General features: G+C 73.5%; 16 protein-coding genes and 1 pseudogene. 11 read left to right on the top strand and 6 right to left on the bottom strand.

The genetic code is table 11. The features are described from left to right. Nucleotides 1-102: 102 nt before the first annotated feature. Both DEU31_RS05240 and DEU31_RS05235 read left to right on the top strand, forming a co-directional pair. A complete protein-coding gene (locus tag DEU31_RS05240) occupies nucleotides 103-975 on the top strand; it encodes a PRC and DUF2382 domain-containing protein (protein WP_133676185.1) in 873 nt (290 codons plus the stop codon). A 191-nt stretch (nucleotides 976-1,166) separates the two neighbouring features. Beyond that, nucleotides 1,167-3,635 (top strand): phosphoketolase family protein, encoded by a 2,469-nt coding sequence (locus DEU31_RS05235; RefSeq protein ID WP_133676183.1) that lies wholly within the window; start codon nucleotides 1,167-1,169, stop codon nucleotides 3,633-3,635. Nucleotides 3,636-3,706: 71 nt separating this feature from the next. Here the strand turns inward: DEU31_RS05235 and DEU31_RS05230 are convergent, their stop codons facing one another. Beyond that, entirely contained in the window at nucleotides 3,707-4,579 is an 873-nt protein-coding gene (locus DEU31_RS05230; protein WP_010550169.1) for a GNAT family N-acetyltransferase, read from the bottom strand. A 133-nt stretch (nucleotides 4,580-4,712) separates the two neighbouring features. Between DEU31_RS05230 and DEU31_RS05225 the strand changes: the two genes are divergently transcribed. Further along, nucleotides 4,713-5,042 (top strand): acylphosphatase, encoded by a 330-nt coding sequence (locus DEU31_RS05225; RefSeq protein ID WP_010550170.1) that lies wholly within the window; start codon nucleotides 4,713-4,715, stop codon nucleotides 5,040-5,042. On the opposite strand, the gene DEU31_RS05220 is transcribed toward DEU31_RS05225, so the two are convergent. Next, nucleotides 5,032-5,682, bottom strand: coding sequence for an SDR family oxidoreductase (locus DEU31_RS05220; protein WP_133676181.1), 651 nt, complete (start codon nucleotides 5,680-5,682; stop codon nucleotides 5,032-5,034). The genes DEU31_RS05225 and DEU31_RS05220 overlap by 11 nt on opposite strands. A 225-nt stretch (nucleotides 5,683-5,907) precedes the next feature. Between DEU31_RS05220 and DEU31_RS05215 the strand changes: the two genes are divergently transcribed. Both DEU31_RS05215 and DEU31_RS17275 read left to right on the top strand, forming a co-directional pair. Continuing rightward, complete coding sequence (locus tag DEU31_RS05215) at nucleotides 5,908-6,972, top strand: DUF808 domain-containing protein (RefSeq protein ID WP_133676179.1); 1,065 nt, start codon at nucleotides 5,908-5,910, stop codon at nucleotides 6,970-6,972. Between the two features lie 161 nt (nucleotides 6,973-7,133). After that, nucleotides 7,134-7,265: a hypothetical protein gene (locus DEU31_RS17275; protein ID WP_279535627.1), complete on the top strand. Its 132-nt coding sequence runs from the start codon at nucleotides 7,134-7,136 to the stop codon at nucleotides 7,263-7,265. Between the two features lie 97 nt (nucleotides 7,266-7,362). Here the strand turns inward: DEU31_RS17275 and DEU31_RS05210 are convergent, their stop codons facing one another. Further along, complete coding sequence (locus tag DEU31_RS05210) at nucleotides 7,363-7,875, bottom strand: phosphoribosyltransferase (protein ID WP_133676177.1); 513 nt, start codon at nucleotides 7,873-7,875, stop codon at nucleotides 7,363-7,365. A gap of 167 nt (nucleotides 7,876-8,042) precedes the next feature. Then, nucleotides 8,043-9,344: pseudogene (locus tag DEU31_RS05205) on the bottom strand (BCCT family transporter); the annotation flags it as partial. Nucleotides 9,345-9,598: 254 nt separating this feature from the next. On the opposite strand from DEU31_RS05205, the gene DEU31_RS05200 reads away from it, so the two are divergent. The 4 genes from DEU31_RS05200 (at nucleotide 9,599) to DEU31_RS05185 (ending at nucleotide 14,441) form a co-directional block, all read left to right on the top strand. Continuing rightward, the gene (locus DEU31_RS05200; RefSeq protein WP_133676175.1) at nucleotides 9,599-10,360 is read left to right on the top strand and encodes a DeoR/GlpR family DNA-binding transcription regulator; all 762 of its coding nucleotides are present in this window, start codon (nucleotides 9,599-9,601) and stop codon (nucleotides 10,358-10,360) included. Beyond that, complete coding sequence (locus DEU31_RS05195; protein ID WP_133676173.1) at nucleotides 10,357-11,313, top strand: 1-phosphofructokinase family hexose kinase; 957 nt, start codon at nucleotides 10,357-10,359, stop codon at nucleotides 11,311-11,313. The genes DEU31_RS05200 and DEU31_RS05195 overlap by 4 nt, the downstream gene beginning before the upstream one ends. Before the next feature lie 47 nt (nucleotides 11,314-11,360). Then, the gene (locus DEU31_RS05190) at nucleotides 11,361-13,469 is read left to right on the top strand and encodes a fructose-specific PTS transporter subunit EIIC (protein ID WP_133676171.1); all 2,109 of its coding nucleotides are present in this window, start codon (nucleotides 11,361-11,363) and stop codon (nucleotides 13,467-13,469) included. Nucleotides 13,470-13,583: 114 nt separating this feature from the next. After that, nucleotides 13,584-14,441, top strand: a complete 858-nt coding sequence (locus DEU31_RS05185; protein WP_133676169.1) for a TIGR02206 family membrane protein — start codon at nucleotides 13,584-13,586, stop codon at nucleotides 14,439-14,441. On the opposite strand, the gene DEU31_RS05180 is transcribed toward DEU31_RS05185, so the two are convergent. After that, complete coding sequence (locus tag DEU31_RS05180; RefSeq protein ID WP_133676166.1) at nucleotides 14,375-17,614, bottom strand: GH92 family glycosyl hydrolase; 3,240 nt, start codon at nucleotides 17,612-17,614, stop codon at nucleotides 14,375-14,377. The genes DEU31_RS05185 and DEU31_RS05180 overlap by 67 nt on opposite strands. A gap of 241 nt (nucleotides 17,615-17,855) precedes the next feature. On the opposite strand from DEU31_RS05180, the gene DEU31_RS05175 reads away from it, so the two are divergent. Beyond that, nucleotides 17,856-18,356, top strand: a complete 501-nt coding sequence (locus tag DEU31_RS05175; protein ID WP_133676164.1) for a hypothetical protein — start codon at nucleotides 17,856-17,858, stop codon at nucleotides 18,354-18,356. On the opposite strand, the gene DEU31_RS05170 is transcribed toward DEU31_RS05175, so the two are convergent. Then, nucleotides 18,349-18,960, bottom strand: a complete 612-nt coding sequence (locus tag DEU31_RS05170) for a thymidine kinase (RefSeq protein ID WP_133676162.1) — start codon at nucleotides 18,958-18,960, stop codon at nucleotides 18,349-18,351. The two genes, DEU31_RS05175 and DEU31_RS05170, sit on opposite strands and share 8 nt — an antisense overlap. A gap of 40 nt (nucleotides 18,961-19,000) precedes the next feature. On the opposite strand from DEU31_RS05170, the gene DEU31_RS05165 reads away from it, so the two are divergent. Next, a complete protein-coding gene (locus tag DEU31_RS05165; protein WP_166649389.1) occupies nucleotides 19,001-19,651 on the top strand; it encodes a mismatch-specific DNA-glycosylase in 651 nt (216 codons plus the stop codon). Nucleotides 19,652-19,782 lie beyond the last annotated feature (131 nt).

Raw genomic sequence — 19,782 nt, 5'->3', positions numbered from 1 at the left:
GCGTCGAGCACAGCCCCGGCACAGGACGCACGCCGTCCCTCGGACGTCTCCGGCCCTGTCCGGGCAGCAGGAATCCTGAACGTTGGCACGAAGGAGGATCTGATGACTTTCCGAGGCACCATCGAGGAACTGCAGAACGCCGTGGTCCTGGACCGGAACGGCGACAAGGTGGGAAAGGTCGGCCAGGTGTACCTGGACAACGACACCCAGCAGCCGTCATGGGTGACGGTGAACACCGGCTTCTTCGGGACGAACGAGAGCTTCATCCCGCTCGACCAGGCGCACTACGCGGACGGGACCATCACGGTCCCCCACGAGAAGTCCTTCATCAAGGACGCCCCGAACCTCGAGGAGCACGGCGAGCTGGCTCGCGAGCAGGAGGGCGAGCTGTACCGCTACTACGGGCTGGACGGCGCTGCGGGAGCGACCGGTGGCGAGACCGACCGGGCCGCGCGCGGCACCGCCGGGCCCGGACCGGACGCCACCGACCGTCGCGACGCGGACGCCCGCGCTGCGGCGGGCCCCGGCCCCGTCAACGGTCCCGGCCCGAGCGATCGCACCGCGCGCACCGGTGGTGATGAGGGCGGCGACGTCACGCTCCACGAGGAGCAGGCGCACGTCGGCACCGAGCGGGTGCAGACCGGCAGGGCACGCCTGCGCAAGCACGTCGTGACCGACACCGAGCGCGTCGAGGTCCCGGTGCAGCGTGAGGAGGTCGTCCTCGAGCGCGAGCCCGCCGACGGCCGCTCCGGCGGCACCCTCTCGGAGGAGGAGGTCGACGTCACCCTCACCGAGGAGCGTCCGGTCGTGGAGAAGGAGACCGTCGCCACGGAGAACGTGCGCCTGGGCAAGCGGTCCGTGCAGGACGAGGAGACGGTCCAGACCGACGTCTCCCGGGAGGAGATCGAGGTCGACGGCGCGGACGGCCGTCGTGATCCGCGCACGGACGACGAGAACCGCGGGCGGGGCCTCTGAGGCTCCGGACGACCCCGTGACCGCGGCATGAGCGACGGGCGCGCCACCCTCGGGGTGTCGCGCCCGTCGCCGTCGTCGCAGGGCCCGCAGCGGCAGGACCTCCGACCTTCCCCCGCCGAGGAGAAGGGCATACCGTCGAGGTGCTGGCGCAATCAGCCGACATCACTGCACGCCGGACCTGAGGAGATCTCGTGACCGTCATCCCGACCTGGCCGAACCGACCGTCCACCGCACCCGGCACGGAGGAGCTCGCCGCTCTGCACGCCTGGTGGCGCGCCGCGAACTACCTCTCGGTCGGCCAGATCTACCTCAAGGACAACCCGCTGCTGCGCAAGCCCCTGCAGCGCGAGCACGTCAAGCCGCGACTGCTCGGGCACTGGGGCACCACCCCGGGCCTGACCTTCCTCTACGCCCACGCGAACCGGGCCATCGCCCAGCGCGGGCTGAACGCCATGTACATCACCGGTCCCGGGCACGGCGGCCCCGGCCTGGTCGCCGCGTCCTATCTCGAGGGCACCTACTCCGAGGTGTACCACGCGGTCGGCGAGGACGAGGAGGGGATGAAGCGCCTGTTCACGCAGTTCTCCTTCCCCGGCGGGATCCCCTCGCACGTCGCCCCGGAGACGCCCGGCTCGATCCACGAGGGCGGGGAGCTCGGCTACGCCCTCTCCCACGCCTACGGCGCCATGTTCGACAGCCCCGACCAGATCGCGTTCACCGTGGTCGGCGACGGCGAGGCGGAGACCGGGCCGCTGGCCACCTCCTGGCACTCCAACAAGTTCGTCAACCCCCAGCAGGACGGGGTGGTGCTGCCGATCCTGCACCTGAACGGCTACAAGATCGCGAACCCGACGGTCCTGGCCCGCATCGGCGACGACGAGCTCGAGGCGCTGATGCGCGGTTACGGGCACGAGCCGCTCCTCTTCACCGGCGGCTTCGACGACGAGGACCCGCTCGAGACCCACCGCCGCTTCGCCGAGGTGCTAGATACGGCCCTCGACAGGATCGCGGAGATCAAGGCGCAGGCCGCGGAGGACGCCGAGGCCGGCCGCGAGACCGAGCGCCCCGCCTGGCCGATGATCGTGCTGCGCACCCCGAAGGGCTGGACCGGCCCGAAGGAGATCGACGGCCAGCAGACCGAGGGGTCCTGGCGCTCGCACCAGGTGCCGCTGGCCAGCGCCCGGGACACCGACGCGCACCTCGCCGATCTCGACGCCTGGCTGCGCTCCTACCGCCCCGAGGAGCTCTTCGACGAGAACGGGACGCTGGTCCCCGACGTCGCCTCCACCGCCCCGACCGGCACGCTGCGGATGTCCGCGAACCCGTCGACCAACGGCGGCGCCGTGCTCACCCCGCTGCGCCTGCCCGACTTCCGCGACTACGCCGTGGACGTGCCCGCGCCCGGCGGCTCCGTCTCCGAGGCCACGAAGGTGCTGGGCACCTGGCTGCGGGACGTGGTGCGCGACAACCCAGACAACTTCCGCATCTTCGGACCCGACGAGACCGCCTCGAACCGGCTCCAGGCCGTCTACGAGGTCACGGACAAGCAGTGGAACGCGGACTTCGAGGAGCATGACCGCTCCGAGCACCTCGCCCGGGCCGGCCGCGTCATGGAGATGCTCTCGGAGCACCAGTGCCAGGGCTGGCTCGAGGGCTACCTGCTCACCGGCCGGCACGGCATGTTCTCCTCCTACGAGGCGTTCATCCACATCGTCGACTCGATGGTGAACCAGCACGCGAAGTGGCTGAAGGTGACCAACGAACTCGAGTGGCGCCGGCCGATCGCCTCGCTGAACTACCTGCTGAGCTCGCACGTGTGGCGCCAGGACCACAACGGCTTCTCCCACCAGGACCCCGGCTTCATCGACCATATGGTCAACAAGAAGGCCGAGATCGTGCGGGTCTACCTGCCGCCGGACGCGAACACGCTGCTGTCCACCTACGACCACTGCCTGCGCTCGAAGCAGTACGTCAACGTGGTCGTGGCCGGGAAGCAGCCCAACCCGAACTGGCTGACGATGGACGAGGCGATCGTGCACTGCACGCGCGGCCTCGGCATCTGGGACTGGGCCGGGACCGAGCAGCCCGGCGAGGAGCCGGAGGTGGTGCTCGCCGCGGCCGGCGACATCCCCACCATCGAGGTGCTCGCCGCGGCGAAAATCCTCCGCGAGGAGATCCCCGACCTGCGGGTCCGGGTCGTCAACGTGGTGGACCTGATGCGGCTACAGGACGAATCCGAGCACCCGCACGGCCTCTCGCAGAAGGACTTCGACGGGTACTTCGGGGAGGACGTCCCGGTGGTGTTCGCCTACCACGGCTATCCATGGCTGATCCACCGCCTCGCCTACCGCCACGACCGGCATTCGCGCATCCACGTGCGCGGCTACAAGGAGGAGGGCACGACCACCACGCCCTTCGACATGCTGATGCTCAACGACACGGACCGCTACCACCTGGTGATGGACGTGATCGACCGCGTCGACGGGCTGGGAACGCGATTCGCCGGACTGCGCCAACGCATGGTCGATGCCCGGGTCCGCGCCCGGGCCCACGCCTACGAGCACGGCGAGGACGCCCCGGACATCACCGCCTGGCAGTGGGGCGACGGCGGCGACGCGGTCCCGAACGAGCTGGAGGACACCGGCGGCGACAACGAGTGACCCCGTCCCGTCCCGGCCCGCGGGCCGGGACGGGCCAGCGGGCGGGGCCCGGCACCGGTGTCGAGTCGGGCTCAGGTGCCGGGGCGTTCGAGGTCAGGGACGTCGGGCAGCGCCCGGTAGCCCGCCGAGCGATACGTCGCCACCGCTGCAGAGAGCGAGCGCGGCGTGCAGACGCCTGCGCTCGAGGCCCCCGCGCGGCGCAGCCATGCGGCCGCGGCCAGGCACATCGACCGTCCGTGGCCGTGGCCGCGATGCTCGGGAGACACGCCGAGCGGTTCGATGAGACCGGGCCGGCCAGGGCCGGCCGACCATGCCGTGAGGACCGCGACCGCGATGCCCGAGCCGTCCCGGCCGAGCAGCGAGACCGCGTCGCGGTGGGCGGGGCCCGCGAGCATCGTGCGCAGCCGCTCCTCTGCCACGCCCGAGCTGCCGAAGGCCGCCCGGTGCACGGCGGCGTACTCGGCGAGGTCGGCGTCCGCGACCTGCGTGATCGACAGCGAGGTCTCCTCGACCGGCTCGGCGAGGCCCCTCCGCAGGGGCACCCACGGGTCCCCCTCGGCCCAGCCGCGCGCGAGCAGCTCGCGGCACAGCGCCGGGGCCGAGCGCGCCTCGACCGCGGCCCTGCCCGCGGGGAGCACTCCGCGCTCGGGGTCCGCGATGTCCTCGCCGACGGCGGCGGCGAGACCTTCGTCCCCGACGAGATCGGGCGCGAGCGCGAGGCGCACCAGCTGCGGGCCGTCGAGCATCCCCACCGCGACCGGGCGCTCGCCCCGGCTCCACAGGCGCAGAGCCGCGGCGGTGGCCTCGGCGCCCCGCAGATGATGCCAACCCAGGTCACCGGGATGGAGCGGGACCGGATGGGCGTCGCTCTGCCACGACCGGAGCGCTGCGAGCACGGACTCGAGCTCGGCCGGTCGCGGAGAGGACAGGCGCAGGGGAGCCATGAGGGCATGTCACCATCGCGGTGTGCGCCGCGTCCACCGAATACCCGGCGACGGGGCGGTTCCCGGGCCGTACCCTCGTCGGAACGGGCGCTGCGGCGCACGCGTGGTGCGAGGAGAACGGGAGGCGGAAGAGATGAGCGAGCCGGAGCAGGACCGGGATCGGGGCGCCGACGCAGGCGTCGACGGCGCGGAGCGGATCCGCCGGATCGTGCGCGTGCACGGAAGCGTCCAGGGCGTCGGCTTCCGGATGGACGCCGCCCGGGAGGCGGCGCGGCTCGGCGCCGTCGGGACCGTGCGCAACCTGTGGGACGGCACCGTCGAGGCGGACGTCGAGGGCACGAAGGAGGTGGTCGAGGCGATGCTCGACCACCTCCGGCAGGGACCTTCCAGCGCTCGCGTCGACGGGATCGACGTGCGTCGCGAGACGCCGCGCGGCGCGACGGGCTTCCGGATCAGCGGCTGAGGGAGGCGAAGGCCTCGCCGATCTCCTGCTCGCCGTCGTTGTAGGTCACGAACCTGCCCACCGAGGCGGGCTCGGCGAGGGCCGCGAGGATCGTGCGCGCGACATTGCCGCGCGAGACCGTGCCGGACTCCGAGGCGGCGGTGTCGATGCGACCGGTCGGCTCCTCGAGGGTGAGGCCCGAGGGGCCGAGGATCGTCCAGGCCAGGCCGGTGCCGCGCAGGTGCTCGTCGGCCCGGGCCTTCGCCTCGGCGTAGGTGTGGAACGGGTTGTCCTCGGGCACGCCGTGGTCGAGCGAGGCGCCGAAGTAGCTGACCATCACGTAACGGGTCGCGCCGACGCGATCGGCGGCGTCCATCGAGGCGACCGCCGCGTCGAGATCCACGGCGCGGGTGCGCTCGGGGTCGCCGCCGCCGGCGCCCGCGGCCCACACCACGGCGTCCTTCCCGCGCAGCAGCTCGTCCCAGCCTCCCTCGTCGAGGGTCTCGATGTCCGCCAGCACGGCCGTCGCGCCGGTCGCCTCGACCTCGCCGGCGTGGTCCGGGTTGCGGATCACCGAGTGCACCGTGTGACCGGCCTCGACCAGCAGCGGGGCCGCGAGCAGCGCGACCTTCCCATGTCCTCCGATGAGTGCGATATCCATGCCCGCCACTCTGTCACCGGTGCGGCGACACGTCGAGGGACGGTCGCGGATGTTCGCCGTGGGGCGAAGTCGGGCCGCGGCCGGGCCGAGGACCTGCCCGGCACCGGGCCGTGGACGGGCCGGACCCGTGCCGTGATCACGGCCTCCGCCGCGCGGTCCGGCCTGATGCGCCGTTATCCTTAGCCCGGTCGCGCCCGCGGCCGACCCCTCGGAAGAAGGACTCTCATGGCCGGTGGACTCGCCGCCCTGCTCGACGACGTCGCCGCGCTCGCGCGCCTCGCGGCGGCCAGCGCCGACGACGTCGCCGCCGCCTCCGCGAAGGCCGGCTCCAAGGCGATCGGCGTCGTGATCGACGATGCCGCGGTGACGCCGCAGTACGTCCAGGGGATCAAGCCCAACCGGGAGCTGCCGATCATCTGGCGGATCACCAAGGGCTCGCTGCGCAACAAGCTCGTCTTCATCCTGCCGGTCCTGCTGCTGCTGAGCGTGTTCGCGCCCTGGCTGCTCACACCGATCCTCATGCTCGGCGGCCTGTACCTCAGCTTCGAGGGCGCCGAGAAGGTCTGGGAGCTGGTGCGCGGAAAGCCCAAGGAGGCGCCTGCGAGCACCAAGGGCGCCGGGGCGGAGGACAAGGTCGTCTCGGGCGCCGTGCGCACCGACCTGATCCTCTCGGCCGAGATCATGGTGATCTCGATGAACTCGGTGGACACCGACAACCTGTGGATGCGCGCCGCGGTGCTCGTGGTGATCGCGCTCGGCATCACCGCGCTGGTCTACGGCGCCGTGGGCCTGCTGGTGAAGATGGACGACATCGGCCTGGCGATGGCCATGGACGAGGACACCTCCGAGAGGAAGAAGCGCTTCGGCCGCGGCCTGGTCGGCGCGATGCCGCGAGTCATGGACGTGATCAGCTACATCGGCATGATCGCGATGCTGTGGGTGGGCGGCCACATCCTGCTGGTCGGCACCCATGAGCTCGGGCTCGCCCAGCCCTACGGCCTGGTGCACCACCTCGAGGGCCTGGTCGCGGGGGTCGCCGGCGTCGGCGCGCTGCTCGCCTGGCTGGTCAACACCTTCTTCTCCTTCGTGTTCGGCCTGCTCATCGGCGGGATCGTCGCCGTGATCGTGCACTTCCTGCCCTTCGGCCACCACGGCGGCGGCGAGGGGCACGGCGAGGGCGAGGAGCACGCCACGGCCGACGGACGCGGCACCGCCGACGCGCACGATGCACGAGCCGGCAGCGATCAGGAGCCCGCCGGCGACTCGACGGAGCCGCCGGCCGCCCGCTGAGTCCGTGCCCGGCGAGGCGCCCGAGCAGCCGACGGTCGTCTCGGCCCGCTCCGCCGCCGACGGCGTGCAGGCGCGATGGCACCTCCATCGCGCTGTGGCACCTGCCCGACGAGGAGATCGGGGAGGCGCAGGTCGCCGACGGACGCCGCCTCGTCGCCGCGGTGCGGGCCGAGCGTGCCGCGCGCGAGATCGTGCACGAGGGCGCCGACGGGAGCGGGTTCTACGCCGTGACGGCCTATGACCGCACCTGGCAGCAGAGCGAGCCCTCGGCGTCGGTGTCCGTCCGCCGCTGAGCCCGCTCCGACTCCGCTCCGTCGCGGGCGCGCCCGCGATCGCGACGGGACCAGGTCACCCAAGGAGCAGGTCGCGGGGGGACCTGGTCGCGGCGGGTCAGCCCACCGACGGGGTGACGGGCGGCTCGGCCGACCAGGGGAAGACGATCCACTCGTCGGTGCGGCGCCAGACGAAGTCCGGGTCCACGACCGAACGGGGCTTGCCGTAGATGACGGCGCTGCGGGCGTCGGCGCCCATCTCGCGCATCAGGTCGAGCACGAGCGCGAGGGTGCGGCCGGAGTCGGCGACGTCGTCGACGACCAGCAGGCGCTTGCCCTTGATCGACTCGGTGTCGAGCATGGGGGCGAGCAGCACCGGATCGGGCAGGGTCTCGTGCACGTCGGTGTAGAACTCGACGTTGATCGCGTCGGAGAGCTTCACGCCCAGCGCATAGGAGAGCGCCCCGGCCGGGAGCAGACCGCCACGGGCCACGGCGATGATGATCTCCGGCTCGAAGTCGGAGTCGGCGATCGTCTGGGCCAGCTCGCGCGAGGCGGTGCCGAACAGCTCCCAGGTCAGCACCTCCTTCCGGGCGAGGTCGGAGGAATCGGCGTGGTAGGCCTGGGTCATCGGGTCACAGCTCCTGTGGATGGGCGGCGCGGAGTGCTCCGATGGTAGCGGCCCGCCCGCCTCGCGCCTCCCTCGCGGCTTCACGGGGATGGCCGATGCCTCAGTCTCGCCCCGCGCACCGGGCGCGCCCCGCGCCGCGGGCCCCGCGCTGCCGACGGTGCGGCGCCTCAGGCCCGCCCGGCGCCTCCGCCCGGTCGCCGTGCGGGCCCGTCGCCGTCCTCGGGAGCCTCCTCCAGCGAGCTCTCCGCGGAGTCGTCCCCCTCGGCATCATCCGCCCCGGGATCCGCGGCGTCGTCCGCCCCGGGGTCCGCGCCCTCGTCCTCGTCGGGCAGCGGGTTCCCGTCGGCGTCGAGGTAGACGCCCCGCTCGTAGTCGTAGTCGATCGGGTTGCCGTCCTCGTCGGTGCGGGCGTACCACTCGGTGACCTCGGGCGCGGTGGAGTCGAACTCGCCGCCGGTGGCGTACTCGCTGTCCGGGGCGGTCGGCTCGATCGCGAGGGCGAAATGATCGCCGTACTCCGCCACGCCCGCCTTGACCGCGTTCTCGACCGCGGCCTCCTGGTAGTGCTCACGGATGGCCATGGGGTCGTTGCGCAGCTCCTTGACCAGCGCGACCGCCATCAGCACCAGCACCACGGCGAAGGGCAGGGCCGAGACGACGATGAGGTTCTGCAGGCCCTGCAGGGCGTTCTGCCCGCCGAACAGCAGGATCACCACGGCGATGCCCGCCATGCACAGCGCCCAGAATGCGGTGATGAGGCGGTTCGGCGCCGGGTTGCCCTTCTGGGACAGCTGCGAGTTCACCAGCGAGGCGGAGTCGGCGGAGGTGATGAAGAAGATCGCGAGCATCACGATCACCACGGCGGAGATGATGCCGGCGCCGGGCAGCTGGTCCACGACCGCGAAGAAGATCTCCTCCGGGGCGGGGAGCGACTCGATCGTCCCGTCGGGCGCGATCGCGCGATCGGGGTCGGCGATGCCGACGGTGTTCCCGACGGCGTCGAGCTCGCTGGCCCGGCGCTGCAGCCAGATCGCGGAGCCGCCGAGGACGGCGACGGCGAGCACGATGATCGAGGAGGGGATCAGCAGCACGCCGAGCACGAACTGTCGGATGGTGCGGCCGCGGGAGATCTTCGCGGTGAACATGCCGACGAAGGGCGCCCAGCTGACCCACCACGCCCAGTAGAAGGTGGTCCAGCTCGAGAGGATGGTCTGCATGTCCTCGCCCTCGGACATGTACGCACCGAGCATGTCGGGCAGGGTGCCGAAGTACTCGGTGATCGCTCCGGGGATGATGTTCATCAGGAACACGGTGGGGCCGACGACGAAGATGAACACGGCCAGCACGAGGGCGAGCGCCATGTCGATGTTCGACAGCCAGCGGATGCCGCCCGCGACGCCGGAGACCGCCGAGGCGATCGTGCCGAGGGTCAGCACGCCGATGATCGTCATCGCCAGCGCCGTACCCGTGGGCGGCAGCTCTGGCTCGCGCGCGGCGTCTGGTCCGCCGGGGTCATCGTTCCTCCTGGGAGTGGACGGCTCGCTCACTCCAGGTGCGCTCTCGCCCCTCGCCCGAGCCACCTCACCCCTTCCACAGAAACAAAGGCACTGTCACTGTTGTTCTCTGTGGCTTTCGGGCGTATGGTGCTCTCATCCCGCGGGGCCGTCCACGGCCCCGCGCCGCGACGGTCCCCCCGTCCGACCTCCGACGAAGCAGGTGCCCCATGTACGCCCGTGAACGCCGGCGCCGCATCCTCGAGCTGCTCGAGGCGAGCGGCCGCGTGACCGTCACCGAGCTCGCGGTCGACTTCGACGTCACCACCGAGACGGTGCGCCGCGACCTCGACCAGCTCGCCGCCGAGCGGCTGCTCGTGCGGGTCCACGGCGGGGCCGTGCCTCCGAGCACCGCCGAGGTCGAGCCCGACCTCGAGGCCCGCCGCACCACCAACGTCGCAGCCAAGCGCCGCATCGCCCGCGCCGCCGCCAGCCTGCTGCCCGCCGATCCCCGCGCCGCGGTGATGCTCGATGCGGGCACCACGGTCGGCGAGCTCATCCCTCACCTCAGCGGCCGGCGCGGCCCCGTGATCACCCATGCCCCGGCGATCGCGCAGGGCGCCCTCGTGCACACCGATCTAGAGGTGCACGTGCTGCCGGGGCGGGTCCGCCCCACCACCCAGGCCGCCGTCGGTGCCGGGACCGTGGAGGCGGTGGGCCTGCTGCATCCCGAGCTCGTCGTGCTCGGCTGCAACGGCTTCGACCCCTCCGGCTTCACCACTCCGGATCCCGACGAGGCGGCGGTGAAGGCCGCGATGGCCCGCTGCGCGGCACGACGCGTCGTGCTCGCGGACTCCTCGAAGGCCGGCACGCGTCATCTGGTCACCTTCGCGACGACCGCCGGGATCAATGCCCTGGTCACCGACGACCACCTGCCCGCCGAGCTCGCGGCCGAGCTCGAGGAGGCCGGGATCGAGGTGCTGACCGCATGATCATCACCTTCACCGCGAACCCCTCCCTCGACCGCACCGTCGACCTCGGCGGCCCCCTGGTCCCCGGCGGCGTGCACCGCATCGGCGCCGACGGCCTCCAGCCCGGCGGCAAGGGGATCAACGTCGCGCTGGGCGTGCACCGCGCCGGGCTGCCCGTGACCGCCGTCCTCCCCGCCGCGCCGCAGGATGCGCTGCTGGAGCTGCTCGAGGTCGAGGGCCTCCCCCACCGGGCGAGCCCCGTCGCGGGCCGCGTGCGCACGAACCTCACCGTGCTCTCCGCCCCAGAGACCACCACGAAGCTTAACGAGCCCGGTGCGACCCTGGACCGGGCCGAGGTCGCCGCCCTCGAGGAGCTGCTGCTGGCCGTCGCCGGCCCCGGGGACAGCGTCATGCTCTCCGGCTCCCTCGCGCCCGGCCTGCCGGTGGACGAGTACGTGCGTCTCGTCGTCGCGCTGCGGGAGCGTGGCGCGCGGGTGGGCGTGGACACCTCCGACGCCCCGCTGGCGGCGCTCGCCGCAGCGCTGGACCGCGCCGCCCCCGACTTCCTCAAGCCCAACGCCGAGGAGCTCGGCCAGATCCTCGGCGCGGACGGTGCGGCGCTCGAGGCCGAGGCGGCGGCGGGACGGCTCGACCCCGTCGCGGAGGCCGCGCTGGACCTGCACCGCCGCGGCGTCGGCGCGGTGCTCGTGACCCTCGGCGGGGCCGGCGGCCTCCTCGCGACCGAGGGAGCGGCCTGGTACTGCCCGGTCCCGCCCGGGCCCGTCGTCTCGACCGTCGGCGCGGGCGATTCCGCGACCGCCGGCTATCTCATCGCCCGCGCTCTCGAGGAGGCCGCACCCGACCGGCTCGCGCGCGCCCTCGCCTACGGCACGGCCGCGGTCGGCCTGCCCGGCACCACCATCCCCCGTCCCGACCAGGTGCGGATCGACGCCTCCGCCGTCGTCCGGCTCTGACCCGCTCCACCCGCCCCGCCAGGGTGCCCGTTCGAAGGAGAACCCCCATGTCCGCTGCGCTGATGGCCCCCGAGCTGGTGAGGCTCGACGTCGCCCCGCCCGGGGACAAGCACGCCGTGATCGGCATGATGGCCGATATCGTCGCCGCGACCGGCCGCGCCGAGCGCGACGGCCTCGAGGCCGGTCTGCTGAAGCGCGAGGAGTCCTTCGCGACCGGCATGCCCGGCGGCTTCGCGATCCCCCACTGCCGCACCGAGGCCGTCCACGAGGCGGCGCTCGCGCTCGTGCGGCTGAGCGAGCCGGTGGACTTCGGCGCCGCCGACGGACCGGCCGATCTGATCATCGCGATCACCGCGCCCGCCGGCACCGACGACCAGCACCTGAAGCTCCTCGCCCAGCTCTCGCGCGCCCTGATCCGCCCGGAGTTCCTCGCCGCGCTGCGGGGGGCGTCCACCCCCGAGGAGGTCTCCGAGCTCGTCATGGACGTGGTCGCCCCCGAGGAGTCGGGGAACGACGCGCAGGCCGCCGGCGCCGCGGTCGGGACGGGCGCCGCCTCGACCGCCGCTCCGACCTCCGGCTCCGCCTCGGCGAGCGCCGCCGCGGCGAGCGCTGCCGCGTCGAGCACCGCCCCGTCGGACGAGCCGTCGGCGGATGCCCCCGTGCTGCTGGCGATCACCTCCTGCCCCACCGGGATCGCCCACACCTACATGGCCGCCGAGTCCCTCGAGAACGCCGCGAAGGACAAGGGGATCGAGCTGCACGTGGAGACCCAGGGCTCCGGCGGCATCACCCCGTTCACCGACGAGCAGATCGCTCGTGCGAGCGCCCTGATCGTCGCCGCGGACGTGAACATCTCGGGCCGGGAGCGCTTCGCGGGCCTGCCCCTCGTGGAGCACCCCGTCAAACGGGCGATCTCCCACGGCGGGGAGATGATCGACGAGGCGGTCGCCGCGGCCTCCGACCCGTCGGCCCGCCGTGTGCAGGCCGGCGCCGCGACCTCGGAGAAGGCGGAGAGCGGCACATCCCAGTCCTGGCCCCGCCGGATCCAGGGCGCCGTGATGACGGGCGTGTCCTACATGATTCCCTTCGTCGCCGCGGGCGGCCTGCTGATGGCGCTCGGGTTCCTCCTCGCGGGCTTCGACGTCGCCTTCGTCGCCCAGGACGTCGCGACCGGGTTCTCGCTGTCCTCGCTGCCGGGGCACCAGGAGTACGAGGGCGCGACCGGCATGGCGCAGACCGAGCGCGCGGGCCTCGCCCTCTACCTCGGCGCGGTGCTGTTCACGCTCGGGAACCTCGGCATGGGCTTCCTCGTCGCGGCGCTGTCGGGCTACATCGCCTTCGGCCTCGCCGGCCGCCCCGGCATCGCGCCCGGCTTCATCGGCGGCGCCGTGTCGGTGGCCGTGGGCGCCGGCTTCCTCGGCGGTCTCATCACGGGCCTGCTCGCGGGCCTGATCGCGCTGTGGTTCACCACCCTCACCCCGCCGCGCTGGCTCGCCGGGCTGATGCCGGTGGTGATCATCCCGCTGGTGACGACCTTCGTGGTCGGCGGGCTGATGCTGCTGTTCCTGGGCCGCCCCCTCGCCGCCCTCATGACCGCGCTTCAGGACGGGCTGACGGGCATGTCCGGCTCCTCCGCCGTGCTGCTCGGCGTGATCATCGGGCTGATGATGTGCCTCGACCTGGGCGGGCCCGTGAACAAGGCGGCGTATCTCTTCGCGACCGCGGGGCTGTCCCAGGGCACCGAGGCCGCGTTCGAGATCATGGCCGCCGTGATGGCCGCCGGCATGGTGCCGCCGCTGGCGATGGCGCTGTCCACCCTGGTGCGGCGCCGCCTCTACTCCCCCGTGGAGCGGGAGAACGGGACGACGGCCTGGCTGCTGGGCGCGGCGTTCATCTCCGAGGGCGCGATCCCCTTCGCCGCCGCGGACCCGCTGCGCGTGATCCCCTCGATGATGACCGGCGGCGCCGTCACCGGCGCGCTGATCATGGCGTTCGGCGTCGGCTCGCAGGCACCGCACGGCGGCATCTTCGTCGCCTTCGCGATCAGCCCGGTGTGGGGCTTCGTGCTCGCGCTGCTGGTCGGCACAGTGGTCGCCGCCGCGCTCGTGACGCTGCTCAAGGAGATCGGGCTGCGCCGCCAGGGCGCCGCCGCCTGAGAGGACCCGCCCCAGACGTGCAGAAGCGCCCCGCCTCGGCGGGGCGCTTCCGTATGCTCTGCCCGTGCGACCCGACGACGGGGCGGGGCCGAGCGACCACGAGGAGAGCCGACGATGCATCTGGACCGCCCCGGCCCGGGCCCCGACGACCCGCTCCTCGCCGCCCCCGCGATCGGGCACATGCCCGCCTACGGCGGCGCGCACCTCGCGATGCTGGTGCTCCTCGCCCTCGCCGCCGTCGTCCTGGTTCGCCGGGCGCGCCGCGGCGAGAGCGCCCGGGTGGACCGGGCGCTGCGGGTCGCGGGCTGGGCGCTGCTGGCGAACTCCGCGGCCTGGACGGCATGGGGGTTCATGCCCTGGGCGTGGAACCTCGAGGAGTCCCTGCCGCTGCACTACTCCGATGCGCTGCGCTTCCTGGTCCCGATCGCCCTGATCACGCAGGCGCGCTGGGCGGTGGTGGTGTGCTGGTTCTGGGGGCTGACGCTGAACATGCAGTCGGTGCTCACCCCGGACCTGAACTACTTCGTGTGGGTGCCGCTGGAGTTCGCGGAGTACTGGATCGCGCACGGCGCCAGAGTGCTCGCTCCGGCGGTGCTGGTGTGGGGGCTCGGCTACCGGCCCACCTGGCGCGGGTACGGGATCGCCTACGCGGCGACTCTGCTGTGGGCGGGGATCGCCGTCACCGGCAACACCCTCACCGGCGCGAACTACGGCTACCTGAACCGGGCGCCCGCCGGGCCGAGCATCCTGGACCTGCTGGGGCCGTGGCCGCAGTACCTGCTGGTCGAGGCGGTGCTGATCGCCGCGGTGTGGGCGGCGATGACCCTGCCGTGGGTGCTCATCGACCGCCGTGCGGGCACCCCGCTCTCGGGGCGCGGTGGGCTCGTGCGGCGGCCGGTGCCCGCTCAGGCGAGCAGCTCGAGCTCCGCCAGCCGCAGCGGGCCCTCGGAGGTCGTCACCACCAGGCGGTGATGCAGGCACGGCCGCGGGGAGGCGATCTCGAAGGGGCGGGTCTGGCGTCGCCACTCGAAGCGCTGCGCGGAGCGGGCGTCGAGCACCTCCCAGCTCTCGCCGTCGTCCGAGCCCTCCAGCCGCCACGCGATCGGGTCCCCGCCCGTCTCCGCGGAGGAGGTGAGGGTGAGGAAGCGGGCCTGCATCGGCTCGCCGAGCTCGGGCAGGTCGAGCACGGCGCTCGCCGCCTCCAGCACGAGCTCGGTGCGGGCGTCGTCGTCGATCAGCGGCTGCGAGGGGTCCGCGGCGAAGAGGTCCCACAGCGGCTGCGGCCGCTGCCCCGGCGCGGTCGGCGAGGGCGGGACGGTGCCCCAGTCCCCGGGCTCCGCGCCGAGCTCGATCTCGATCTCGCCGCGGAGGTCCGCGTGGTCGATCCACGAGTCCGCGTGCTCCGCGCCGCGCACCCGCATCCCGGTGATGCAGACGTCCTCGGCGCCGGCCGGCGCCCCGCCCGCGCCGTGCGCGGTGAGGGTGAAGCCCTCCCGGCCCAGCGGCCGCACCCGCACCGTCTCGAACAGCGGCGCGACCAGGTGATAGCGGCCCGTGCCGAGCTGCAGCGGGTACAGCCCCAGCGCCGTCAGCAGCCACCAGGCGCTCATCTCGCCGTTGTCCTCGTCGCCGGGATACCCCTGCCCGATCTGCTCACCGACGAACAGGCGCCGCTGCACCTCGCGGACGATCCGGGAGGCCTCCTCCGGCGCGCCCACGTGGTGGAACAGGAAGGGGATGTGGTGGGCGGGCTGGTTGGAGAACCCGAACTGGCCCATCCGCACCGCCCGCGCCTCGACCATCTCGTGGATGGTGGTGTCGTAGGTGCCGCGGCGGTCGGCGCGCTCGGGCGTGTCCAGGTACTGCTCGAGCCGGCCGCGCAGCATGTCGCGGCCGCCGTGCAGGGCGGCGAGGCCCTCGGGGTCGTGCGGGGCGTGGAAGGCGAAGGTCCAGCCGTTGGTCTCGGTGAAGTCCCCTCCCCACTCCAGCGGGTCGAACTCCGCGGCCGGGACGGCGAAGGCCCCGTCGGCGCGTCGGCCGCGGAAGAACTCCGTCGTCCGGTCGAACAGCAGGGCGTAGTTCGCGCTGCGCGCGGCGAGATAGGCGGATTCGCCGCGCAGCCGCTCGGCGCGGAGCCGGTCCCCCTCGGCCTCGGCCCGCTCGGCGAGCAGCGCCGCCTGCGCGGCGATTCCGGCGTCGTTGATGTGCGCCTCGAGGCTCCAGGAGACGCTCTCCCCCGCCTCGGCGTCGGCGGCGACGTAGCCGCGGAACACGGCGGTCTCCCCGCCCTTGCGGCCCACCTCGGGCTGCGGCGGGGCGACGGTCGCATTGCGCAGCGCGGCCTCGTAGGTCGCCTGCGGATCGGGCAGCGGCACGCCCTTGACCTGCAGGTCCGCGAAGGCGATGTCGCTGCTGGTGCCGGTCATGCAGTCGGCGTACCCGGGTGAGGACCAGCGGGCGATCCAGCCGCCCTCGCGGTGCTGCTGCACGAAGCCGTCGGCGAGCTCCGCGGCGAGCTCGGGGTAGAGCAGGGCGTAGGCGGGCCAGGCGGTGCGATAGGTGTCCCAGAAGCCGTGGTCGACGTACATCCGCCCCGGCACCGTCTCGGCGTTGGTGCGGGTGTCGGTCGCCGCGCCGCGCACGGGCAGCACGGGGCTCGCGTGGACGGGCTCGACCACCTCGGCGGTGCCGCGGTTCTCCCAGTGGGAGGACGGGTAGAGGTTCAGGCGGTAGAGGTTGCCGTACAGGGTGCGACGCTGCGGTGCGGTCGCGTCGGGCGCCTCGAGCACCTGCAGGCGGCGGGTCCACAGGGCGTGGGCCTCCTCGCGGACCTGCTCCAGGGTGCGTCCGGCGAGCTCGAGCGCGAAGGTGCGCTGGGCCTGGTCCTGACCGAGCAGGCTCGTGACCAGGCGGACCGTGACGGTGCGGGTGCCGGGCGCGAAGCTGAGCACACTGCCCCCGCTGTCGCCCTCCGCGCGCCCGACGCGCACGGGGGCGGGCTGCACCTCGGCGAGCACGAACATGCGCGTCGCCCCGTCGGCCCGGTCGTACCCCTCCTGGGGCGAGGAGTCGATCCAGCCCTGGACCCGACCGTCGAAGACGGCGCCGGCGGCGTCGAGACGGCTGTGCGCGTCCACGCCCTCGAGGAGGAGGTGGCCGGGCCCGGAGTCCTCCGGCAGGGAGATCTCGCAGACGGCGCCGTGGTCGGTGGGCGCGAGCCGCATCCCGATCCCGCCCTCGAGGGCGACGGCGTAGAGGTCGGGGCGGGCGGTCTCGTCCTCGTGGGTGAAGGCGCGCTCGCGCGCGGCGGGGCTCGCGTCCGGGCTCTCGCCCAGCAGCGGCATCATCACCAGCTGGTGGCGGTCGCCCATCCAGGGGCTCGGCTGGTGGGTGAGGGACAGGCCCTGGAGACGGGTGCGGTGGTGCTGGTAGATCCAGCGGCGGGTGCGGGCGTCGGTCGCGGGGGTGAACTTCGCGAAGCCGTTGGGCAGGGCGGTGATCGGCAGGGTGTTCCCGCGCGAGAACTCGAAGGCCGAGCGGGTGCCGCGCCGGGTGTCGACCCAGGCGACGGGGTCCTCGAGCGGCGGGTCCGCGGGGGGCACGGCGAGGGAGGGGCCGTCGATCCAGCCGTGCAGCGGGGCGGGCGGCGCGGCCTCGCCGGGCTCGGACTCGAGGTCCTCGAGGAGATCGGCCTCGTGGTCCTCGGGCACGTCGACCTCGACCAGCACCTCCTCGATCCGGCGGCCGACGAGCGCCTCGAGCCCCACCTGGACGTCGTTCCACTGGTCGGCGTAGAGGATCCTCGCCTCGCCGAGCCCGCGGGCGGTGGCGAGGGAGCCGTGCTGGTCGCGGGGCTCGTGCTGCGAGAGGCGGGAGCCGTCGTCGAGGACGAGGTCGAGTGCGACATGGGTCGCGCCCCAGCTCAGCTCCTCGTCCAGGACCGGGTGCACGAACCAGCGCAGCACCTCGCCGGGCGCGATGGTGCGGCCGACGATCCCTGCCGCTCCGGCCTCGGCGGGCAGCGACTGCTCGGCGCGCTCCCCCGCCTCGGCCGAGTAGCGCACGGCGGTCGCCGGACGGGGCTCGCCGCCCGGGCGGGCGGGGCGCGGGGAGCCGACGGGTGCCTGGTCCGGGGTGAGGATCATCGTGCCAGCGTAGCGAGGCGGGGAGGCTGGACGGGTGAGGCGTGCACGGACGGGCCGGCGGGAGCGGACACGGGGCGGACGGGAGCGGACGGGGAGTGCTCCCCATCGCGGGGCGGCGGGCGGTGTGGGATGCTCCGATCCGGAGGCGCCCCGTCTTGGAGCTCCTCCGCCTCAGCACCTCACCGTCCGCAGTCCTCCGCCTCGGCAGCCCGCCGCGGCCCCTCATCCCCCGGGAGACGTCATGGTCCACGCCCAGCCCGTCCAGGGAGGTCCGCCGCCCGCCCGCGGCGGTCGTCCGAAGCGGCCGATGTGGCACTGGCTGCTGCTGGCCGGCGTCGCCGCGGTGGGTCTGCTCGTCGTCGGCGCGATGGTGGTGCTCATCGCCGTGCAGCTGCTGACGCGGGGGAACCCGCAGTCCACGCTCGAGGACTTCTACAGCGCGCTCGAGACCACCGACTGCGAGCTGTTCATGGACTCCACCACCGAGGAGTTCCGCACCGGCTCCGGTCTGACCAGCTGCGAGGTGTTCGAGCAGGAGCTCGGCGCGGTCAGCGCCGTGGACTACGAGGTCGAGGACCGCATCAACCGTCAGGGCTATGCGGTGTTCGAGGTGACCGAGACGTACACGGTCGACGGGCAGCAGGTCGAGGTGCCGCTGCGCTACTACGTGCGGCGCATCGACGGGCAGTGGGACCTCGACGGCATCGAGCTGCTCGAGGAGGGCGCCGAGCCGCTCACCTGAGCCGGCGCGGCTCCCGCGCGGCGGGATCGCGGTGGGCGCGGCAGCGCGCCCGGTAGGACTCCCCGCCGCCCACCTGCGCGGCGGTCGCGCGCCGGGCGTCGGCCCCGTCCTCGACCAGGCGGATGTGGAAGGCGGCGTCGGCCCCGCACACGGTGCACACCGCGGTGAGCTTCACGACCTCCTCGGCCCGCGCCATCAGCTCCGGCAGCGGGGAGAAGGGCTCGCCGTCGTAGGTGAGGCACAGCCCGGCGACGGCGACGTCGATCCCGGCCTCGAGCAGCTGCTCGAGCACCGGCACGAGGGCGGGGCCGAAGAACTGCGCCTCGTCGAGGGCGAGCAGCTCGATCCGGCCCTCGCCGTCGGCGGGCGCGTCCAGCAGCTCGAGCAGCGCCTCCGGGTCCTTGAGCATCCGGGCGGGAGCGCTGCGGCCCAGATGGGTGCTGAGCCGGTCCGCGCCGCCGCGGTCGTCGAGGCTGTGCCCGACCACCTCGACGCGCCGACCCGCCAGGCGCGCCCGGTGCACGCGCCGCAGCAGCTCCTCGGTCTTGCCCGCGAACATCGGGCCCGCGATCACCTGCAGTCGTCCTGCCTCCATGGGGCGCATGGGAGCACAGTACGACCGCCGGCCGACGTACAGTGCCGGGATGAGCATCCGTCGTCCCTCCCCGCTCGGCGGCCGGCGTCCCACCCGGGACGAGCTGGCCGACTTCGCGACCCCCGATCCCGACGCGATCGACGACGTGCTGCCGGACCCGCGCCGGGGCGAGGAGCTGCGCCTGCTTATCGTCGGCATCAACCCGGGGCTGTGGACCGCCGCCGTGAACGCCCCCTTCGCCCGGCCCGGGAACCGCTTCTGGCCCTCCCTGCACCGCGCCGGCCTCACCTCCCGCCTCGTGGACGCCTCCCGGGGCCTGGACCCCGAGGACGAGCAGGACCTCCGCGCCCGCGGCATCGGGATCACGAACCTGATCGGCCGTGCGACCGTGCGCGCCGACGAGCTGGGCCGCGAGGAGCTGCGCGCGTCCGGCCGCCGCCTCGTCGAGCGGCTCGAGACGCTGCGTCCCCGCACGGTCGCGATCGCCGGGATCACCGCCTTCCGCACCGCCTACGCCCTGCCCCGCGCCCGGCTCGGCCGGCAGGACCCCGCCGAGGTCGAGGGCTGGCCGTCCGGGATCGACCTCCACGTCGTCCCCCAGCCCTCCGGCCTGAACGCCCACGCGACGATCGCCTCCCTCGCCGAGGACTGGCGCGTCGTGGCGGCCGCCGCGGGTGTCCGCCACATGGACGAGAGCTGACGGGCGCCTGACGGGACGAGGTCGCGGAGCGAACGTGCTTGTCGCACGCCGGGCCGCCCCGAGCCGATGTCCTACAGTGCCTCCAGGCCCCGGTGCGTGCGCCGGAACATCCCGAGACTGGAGGAGGAACG

This window comes from Brachybacterium sp. AG952, from assembly GCF_004362645.1.
GTDB lineage: Bacteria > Actinomycetota > Actinomycetes > Actinomycetales > Dermabacteraceae > Brachybacterium > Brachybacterium conglomeratum.
Note: the sequence above shows the minus strand (reverse complement) of the source record. Positions and strands in the feature narration are given on the sequence as shown.

What these genes read in the sequence shown, in the direction of transcription:
- DEU31_RS05190 (WP_133676171.1), top strand. Translation starts at nt 11,361, where the DNA reads ATGTCCGCTGCGCTGATGGCCCCCGAGCTGGTGAGGCTCGACGTCGCC.
- DEU31_RS05165 (WP_166649389.1), top strand. Translation starts at nt 19,001, where the DNA reads ATGAGCATCCGTCGTCCCTCCCCGCTCGGCGGCCGGCGTCCCACCCGG.
- DEU31_RS05180 (WP_133676166.1), bottom strand. Translation starts at nt 17,614, where the DNA reads ATGATCCTCACCCCGGACCAGGCACCCGTCGGCTCCCCGCGCCCCGCC.
- DEU31_RS05210 (WP_133676177.1), bottom strand. Translation starts at nt 7,875, where the DNA reads ATGACCCAGGCCTACCACGCCGATTCCTCCGACCTCGCCCGGAAGGAG.
- DEU31_RS05225 (WP_010550170.1), top strand. Translation starts at nt 4,713, where the DNA reads ATGAGCGAGCCGGAGCAGGACCGGGATCGGGGCGCCGACGCAGGCGTC.
- DEU31_RS05220 (WP_133676181.1), bottom strand. Translation starts at nt 5,682, where the DNA reads ATGGATATCGCACTCATCGGAGGACATGGGAAGGTCGCGCTGCTCGCG.
- DEU31_RS05170 (WP_133676162.1), bottom strand. Translation starts at nt 18,960, where the DNA reads ATGCGCCCCATGGAGGCAGGACGACTGCAGGTGATCGCGGGCCCGATG.
- DEU31_RS05240 (WP_133676185.1), top strand. Translation starts at nt 103, where the DNA reads ATGACTTTCCGAGGCACCATCGAGGAACTGCAGAACGCCGTGGTCCTG.
- DEU31_RS05200 (WP_133676175.1), top strand. Translation starts at nt 9,599, where the DNA reads ATGTACGCCCGTGAACGCCGGCGCCGCATCCTCGAGCTGCTCGAGGCG.
- DEU31_RS05195 (WP_133676173.1), top strand. Translation starts at nt 10,357, where the DNA reads ATGATCATCACCTTCACCGCGAACCCCTCCCTCGACCGCACCGTCGAC.
- DEU31_RS05175 (WP_133676164.1), top strand. Translation starts at nt 17,856, where the DNA reads ATGGTCCACGCCCAGCCCGTCCAGGGAGGTCCGCCGCCCGCCCGCGGC.
- DEU31_RS05185 (WP_133676169.1), top strand. Translation starts at nt 13,584, where the DNA reads ATGCATCTGGACCGCCCCGGCCCGGGCCCCGACGACCCGCTCCTCGCC.
- DEU31_RS05230 (WP_010550169.1), bottom strand. Translation starts at nt 4,579, where the DNA reads ATGGCTCCCCTGCGCCTGTCCTCTCCGCGACCGGCCGAGCTCGAGTCC.
- DEU31_RS05215 (WP_133676179.1), top strand. Translation starts at nt 5,908, where the DNA reads ATGGCCGGTGGACTCGCCGCCCTGCTCGACGACGTCGCCGCGCTCGCG.